Genomic DNA, 6,743 nt, shown 5'->3' with positions numbered 1-6,743 from the left:
GCTTGAGTATAAGGGCATGTCGCTGGAAAGGTCTTGACCGGCAATTCCGACTCGCGCGCCGCAAGCTCGATGGCTTGCGGGTAGGCCTTGTTGACGGCCTCGTTGAGCTTTCCCTTGAGCCCCGGATACTCGTCGAGCAGGTAGCCGAGTGCAAGCCGCTGCTCAATCAGTGTGTTGCGCCAGCTCTTGCCTTCGTATTCCGCCCAGCGCTCGGACAGTTGCCGATACTGGAACTGCCATTTCAGCAGATGGGCGAGCAGGATACGCAGGCGGCTCACGAGCTCATGCCGTTGACTCTTGCCCATGTCGTCCAGCTCCTCCACCAGATGGTCCAGGTCCAGCTCCGAGAAGCGCCCCTGGCGGAGCAGCTCAGCGGTTTTTGCCGCCCAGGTGGGGTAGTCCAGGTCGTACAGGGTGCTCAGTGCGTGCATCAGATGCCTCGCCCGACCCAATCTGCAGCAAGCGCGTCAGAAGAGGGCCGTCGCAGTCATAGAAAACTCTATAAAACAGCAGTGTAAACCTTTTCTCCGGGGGCGTTCCCCCTGTCCTTTACAGCAGTAAACGCCGGATATCGCCGAGTAGCCCAGCCAGCAAGGTGGTGAAACGCACGCCATCGGCGCCGTCGACGACGCGATGATCATAAGACAGCGACAGCGGCAGCATCAGCCGTGGCTCGAAGCTCTCGCCATTCCAGACCGGCTTGGTCTCGGTGCGGGAGACGCCGAGGATGGCGACCTCGGGGGCGTTGACGATGGGGGTGAAGGCGGTGCCGCCGATGCCGCCGAGGCTGGAGATGCTGAACACGCCGCCTTGCATGTCGCCCGGTAGCAGCTTGCCGTCGCGCGCCTTGGCGCTGAGCGTCATCAACTCGCGCGCAAGCTCGAACAGGCCCTTCTTGTCGACATCGCGGATCACCGGCACCACCAGCCCATTCGGTGTATCGACGGCGACGCCGATATGGGTGTAGTGCTTGAGGATCAGGGTCTCGCCGTCGGGCGAGAGTGAGGCCTTGAGCGTTGGCATCTGCGCCAGTGCGCCGGCGACCGCCTTGATCAGGAAGGGCATGAAGGTGAGCTTGACGCCGGCCTGCTCGGCGGCCTGTTTCTGGCCCTTGCGGAAGGCCTCGAGTTCGGTGATGTCGGCCTCGTCGAACTGGGTGACGTGCGGCACCGAGAGCCAGGCGCGGTGCAGATGGGTGCCGCTGAGCTTCTTGATGCGCGCGAGCGGTTGGGTCTCGATGTCGCCGAACTTGCTGAAATCGACCTCGGGCGCGGCCGGGAGCTGGAACGGCATGCCGCCAGCCGCGGCAGGGGGGCCTCCGGCCGCGAGGGTCTTTTTGACGTAGCCCTGAACATCCTCCTTGAGGATGCGCCCCTTGCGGCCGCTGCCCTTGACCTGGGCCAGATCGACGCCGAGTTCGCGCGCGAAGCGGCGCACCGCCGGGCTGGCGTGCGGGGTGCGACCGCTGGCGATGGCCTGCATGTCGGCCGGGCGCGGCAGGATCGGGGCCTTGCGCCGCTCGGCCTCGCCGGGCGCGCGACCTGCGGCCGCGGCTTGGGTGTCCTTGCTCCTAGCGATTGCCTCGGGCGGCGGTGGCAACCCTTCGGCGCCGGCATGGGTTGCAGGGGTGGCCTGTGCACCTTCGGACTTCGCGGTGGCCGCCGGCGCTGGCGCGGTCTCGGCCTCTTCGGCCGAGGCATCGCCGGAGGCGGCCCGAGCCGCTCCCTTCAGCGTCAACAGCTGATCGCCCTGATTGACCTTGTCGCCCGCCTTGATGTGGACCCTCGCAACGGTCCCGGCGGCCGGCGAGGGGATCTCCATGGTCGCCTTCTCGCTTTCGAGCGTGACGATGGATTGGTCCACCTCGATCTGGTCTCCGACATTGACCAGCACCTCGACCACCGGGATGTCGCTGAAGTCACCGATGTCCGGCAGACGCACCTCAATGGGCTCCTCGGTCCCAGCGGATGAGGCGCCGGCCGTCGAGCGCCTGGTTGAGGCGTCTCGGTCATCTTCGGCCGTGGGCCCGGTCGAGGTCGATGCTGGCTCGGGCCGACCGACTTGCCCGGTGGGCCTATCCTGTGCCGGCGGGACCCTCTCGCTGCCGGCGCCTGACGGGTCATCGTTGCTCGCGCCGCTGTCTTCGCCTGTCTCCGCTGCCGTCCCCTCGCGCTCGTCAGCCGCGGTGTCGGTCGCGACGCGCATCAGCCGTTGTCCTCGGGCGACGCGCTCGCCGACCTTGACGGCGACCTCTTTGACCTCGCCGCCGAAGGGGGCCGGGATCTCCATGGTCGCCTTGTCGCTCTCCAGGGTCAGCAGCGACTGTTCCGGTTCGATGCGATCGCCGGGGGCGACGAGGATCTCGATAATCTCGACATCGGTGAAATCGCCGATATCGGGAAGCAGAACATCTTCTATCGTTGCCACGCCGTTGTCTGCTCCTAAATGATGATGCGGTGAATGACGGTCATCGGGTATGCGCCCGCTCCCGCGATGCGGTCGGCGTTCATCCCTTAAATGCGAGAAGCGAGCACGTCTTCGTTGCGCTTGAGCAGTTTTGACATGCCTTCGAGCACGAAGATCAGTGCAAAGCCGAGGCTCGCCAGCACAATGACCCAGGGTAACTGAGGGTCGCCGATGAATTGCCCGGGGAGCACATTCACTTCGACCAGCGGTTTGACCTCGCCATGACGATCGAGATAGGTGTCGACAACCTGCTTCCAAGGCCAGACCTTATTGAGCGCGCCGATCATAAACCCTGTCAGTAGCGCGATGGTCGAATTCGGGTATCGATCAAGCAGCCATGAGAGCAGGTGAGAAAAGGCCAGGAGTCCAATCGCTGCGCCCGTCCCGAACACCATGATAATGACAAGATTCAAATCGCTGATGGCGCCCATGATAAAACCATACTGGCCCAGCAGTAGCAAAATGAAGCTCCCCGAGATGCCCGGTAAAAGCATCGCGCAAATCGCGATCAAGCCAGAGAGAAAGACAAACCAAAGCGCATGCGTCGTTTCAGCGGGGGTGACGAGCGTGATCGAGAAGGCGAAGACGGCGCCGGCGATACCCATTGCCGCGTTGGCCATGCTCCAGGACAGCTGTCGCGCAACATAGATCGCTGAAGCCAAAATCAGCCCAAAGAAGAATGCCCAGAGCAAGACCGCATGATGCTCCAGTAAAAATGTGAAGACTCGCGCGAGCGAAAAGATGCCGATGCCGATGCCAAGGAGCAACGCGAGCAAAAAAGGCCCATTGATGGCTTGCCAAAAGGCAAGCGGGCCTTCGCTAAAGAGTCGTCGCGCCGAGTCGAGGTTGATCGACTTCAGGCTATCGAGCAGTTCCTGATAAATGCCGGTGATGAACGCGATCGTGCCTCCAGAGATCCCGGGAACCACATCGGCGGCGCCCATCGCCAAGCCCTTGAGCAAGACCAGTGCGTAATCCTTGAGCGTCATTGGGTCACCGGGTTCGGCTTGTCGGGATCGATGCGATATTTCTCGATCGCCTCGCGCACGCGCGCGACGGGGATGCGGTCCTCGTCGGCCAGCGCCTTGAGCGCGGCGACGACGATGTACCAGCGATTGACCTCGAAGAACTTGCGCAGTTGGCTGCGCATGTCGCTGCGGCCGAAGCCATCGGTGCCGAGCACGCGGTAGCGGCACGGCAGATAGGGCCGAATCTGATCGGCATAGGCGCGCATGTAATCGGTGGCGGCGACGATGGGTCCCTCGCTCTCGGCGAGCTGTTCGGTCACATAGGCGGTGCGCGGCGTCTCGTCCGGGTGCAGCAGGTTCCAGCGCTCGACCTCGATGCCGTCGCGGCGCAGCTCGTTGAAGCTGGTGACGCTCCAGACATCGGCGGCGACCTCGAAGTCCTTCGCCAACAACTGGGCGGCGGCTTGGACCTCGCGCAGGATGGTGCCGCTGCCGAGCAGCTGCACGCGCGCTGACCCGGCCTTGGCGCTCGCCTCGCGCGCTGTTGCATTGGCCGTCTCGCCCGTCGCCGTCCGCGTCTCGTCGGTCTCGGTCGCCGATGGCAATCGGTAGATGCCGCGCCGAATGCCGTCCTCGACGCCTTCGGGCATCGCCGGCTGCGGGTAGTTCTCGTTCATCACCGTGATGTAGTAGAAGCGGTTCTGCTTCTCGGCGAACATCCGGCGCAGGCCGTCCTGGACGATCACCGCCAGTTCGTAGGCGAAGGCGGGGTCGTAGCTGATGCAGTTGGGGATGGTCGCGGCCGCGAGATGGCTGTGGCCATCCTGATGCTGCAGGCCCTCGCCGGCCAGCGTGGTGCGCCCGGCGGTGCCGCCGAGCAGGAAGCCGCGCGCCTGCATGTCGCCGGCGGCCCAGATCAGGTCGCCGACGCGCTGGAAGCCGAACATCGAGTAGTAGATGTAGAACGGGATCATCGCCTGGCCGTGGTTGGCATAGGCGGTGGCGGCGGCGATCCAGGACGACATCGCCCCGGCCTCGTTGATGCCTTCCTGCAGGATCTGGCCGTTCTTCTCCTCGCGGTAGTACATCACCTGATCGGAATCGACCGGCTCGTAGAGCTGGCCGACGTGCGAGTAGATCCCGAGCTGGCGGAACATGCCTTCCATGCCGAAGGTGCGCGCCTCGTCCGGGACGATGGGCACCACGAGCTTGCCGATGGCCTTGTCGCGGATGATGATCGACATCAGCCGGACCATCGCCATGGTGGTCGACAGCTCGCGCTCGCCGCTGGATTCGAGGAGCTGCTTGAAGACATCAAGCCCTGGCACCTCGAGCGCTGGCGCGTCGTCGACGCGCGCCGGCAGCGGGCCGCCGAGCGCCTCGCGGCGTTCGTGCAGGTACTTCAGCTCCGGGCTGTCCGGCGCCGGCTTGTAGAAGGGCGCGGCGCCGATCTGCTCGTCCGAGATCGGGATATTGAAGCGGTCGCGGAAGGCCTTGAGATTGGCCTCGCCCATCTTCTTCTGCGAGTGGGTGATGTTCATGCCCTCGCCGGCGACGCCCATGCCATAGCCCTTCACGGTCTTGGCCAGGATCACCGTCGGCTGGCCTTGATGGCGCATCGCGGCGGCATAGGCGTTATAGATCTTGACCGGATCATGGCCGCCGCGGTTGAGGCGCCAGATGTCCTCGTCGGTCATGTTGGCGACCATGTCGGCCAGCTCGGGGTACTTGCCGAAGAAATGCTCGCGGGTGTAGGCGCCGCCCTTGGCCTTGTAGGCCTGATAATCGCCGTCGACGCATTCCTCCATGCGCTTGAGCAGGAAGCCCTGGTTGTCGCGCGCCAGCAGCGGGTCCCAATAGCTGCCCCAGATGACCTTGATGACGTTCCAGCCGGCGCCACGGAACACCGCCTCCAGCTCCTGGATGATCTTGCCGTTACCGCGCACAGGGCCGTCGAGCCGTTGCAGGTTGCAGTTGACCACGAACACCAGGTTGTCGAGCCGCTCGCGCGCCGCCAGCGAGATCGCGCCGAGCGATTCCGGCTCGTCCATCTCGCCGTCGCCGAGGAAGGCCCAGACCTTGCGCCCCTCGGTGTTGAGGACCCCGCGATCGGTCAGGTAGCGCATGAACCGGGCCTGGTAAATGGCCATGATCGGCCCCAGCCCCATCGAGACGGTCGGGAACTGCCAGAAGCCCGGCATCAGCCAGGGATGCGGATAGGACGACAACCCCGGCCCGTCGACCTCCTGGCGGAAGTTGTAGAGCTGCTCCTCGCTGAGGCGGCCTTCGAGGAAGGCGCGGGCGTAGATGCCGGGCGCCGAGTGCCCCTGCATGAAGACCAGGTCGCCGCCGTGATCCTTGCTGCGGGCGCGGAAGAAATGGTTGAGGCCGACATCGTAGAGGGTCGCGCTGGAGGCGAACGAGGAGATGTGGCCGCCGAGTTCCGAGGACAGCCGGTTCGCCTGCACCACCATCGCCATCGCGTTCCAGCGGATGAACGAGCGGATGCGTCGCTCCATCGCCCGATCGCCGGGGAAGCGCTCCTGCTTCTGCATCGGGATGGTATTGACATAAGCGGTATTGGCGCTGAACGGCAGATAGGCGCCGGAGCGGCGTGCCTTGTCGATCAGACGTTCGAGCAGGTAATGCGCGCGCTCGATGCCCTCGTGCTCGAGCACGGCGTCCAGGGACTCGAGCCACTCTTGGGTCTCCTGGGGATCGATGTCAGGCTTATTGGGCATGGCGTTTCCTGAGAGCGAAGACGAAGCGATGCGGCGGGCGGTCGAAAGCTGGCAAAGCTACCGGAGGCCCAGTGATTTGGCAAATACTGATGATTGAGTTTGACGGCGATGTGAACGGATTGACAAAGCCTGTGCAAACAAAAAGCCCCCGGCGCGCGGGGGCTTATGATTGGCGGCTCGCGGCGGCTTCAGTCGTCGGCTCGCATGATCAGCTGGTCTTGTTGGAGGCCGCAGCCGAAGCAGCGGTTTGGTCGCCGGACTCGGCGCTGCTGTCGTTCTCGGGTTTGTTGCCGGCCGGGGCGCAGTCGCGCACGGCATGGGCGATGGGCATCGGCCACTGCAGCTGGCGGGCGCAGCGCCAGTCTTGCCGGCGCTGCTCGGCGCTGCTACGGCGTTGCTCGGCGATGGCCTGGAGCGCGGCGCGGCGCTCCTCGGCGTGTTGCTTGAGCGCGGTGCGAGAGGCATCGATCTCGGCCCGGCGCTCCTCGCGGTTCAGCGAGAATCCGGACCTCGACGGCCGCTCATCATAGCCCGGGATCTCGGGCATGGCCGGCATCTCGGGGATCGC

The 6,743-nt window shown here is 64.7% G+C and carries 5 protein-coding genes; all 5 read right to left on the bottom strand.

Features of this window, described 5'->3' with window-relative positions; genetic code table 11:
• Positions 1-431, bottom strand: a 431-nt coding sequence (locus ACLFQI_RS10370) for a DUF29 domain-containing protein (RefSeq protein ID WP_410759100.1), incomplete at its 3' end; no start/stop codon positions are given.
• Positions 432-549: 118 nt separating this feature from the next.
• Positions 550-2,427 (bottom strand): dihydrolipoyllysine-residue acetyltransferase, encoded by a 1,878-nt coding sequence (locus ACLFQI_RS10365; RefSeq protein WP_410759098.1) that lies wholly within the window; start codon positions 2,425-2,427, stop codon positions 550-552.
• An 86-nt stretch (positions 2,428-2,513) separates the two neighbouring features.
• The gene (locus ACLFQI_RS10360) at positions 2,514-3,455 is read right to left on the bottom strand and encodes a DUF368 domain-containing protein (RefSeq protein ID WP_410759096.1); all 942 of its coding nucleotides are present in this window, start codon (positions 3,453-3,455) and stop codon (positions 2,514-2,516) included.
• Positions 3,452-6,175, bottom strand: a complete 2,724-nt coding sequence (aceE, locus tag ACLFQI_RS10355; protein ID WP_410759094.1) for a pyruvate dehydrogenase (acetyl-transferring), homodimeric type — start codon at positions 6,173-6,175, stop codon at positions 3,452-3,454. The genes ACLFQI_RS10360 and aceE overlap by 4 nt, the downstream gene beginning before the upstream one ends.
• Before the next feature lie 208 nt (positions 6,176-6,383).
• A partial coding sequence (locus ACLFQI_RS10350) for a hypothetical protein (RefSeq protein ID WP_410759091.1) occupies positions 6,384-6,743 on the bottom strand: 360 nt, incomplete at its 5' end.

This window comes from Halochromatium sp. (assembly GCF_046541315.1).
Taxonomy (GTDB): Bacteria; Pseudomonadota; Gammaproteobacteria; order Chromatiales; family Chromatiaceae; genus Lamprobacter.
Note: the sequence above shows the minus strand (reverse complement) of the source record. Positions and strands in the feature narration are given on the sequence as shown.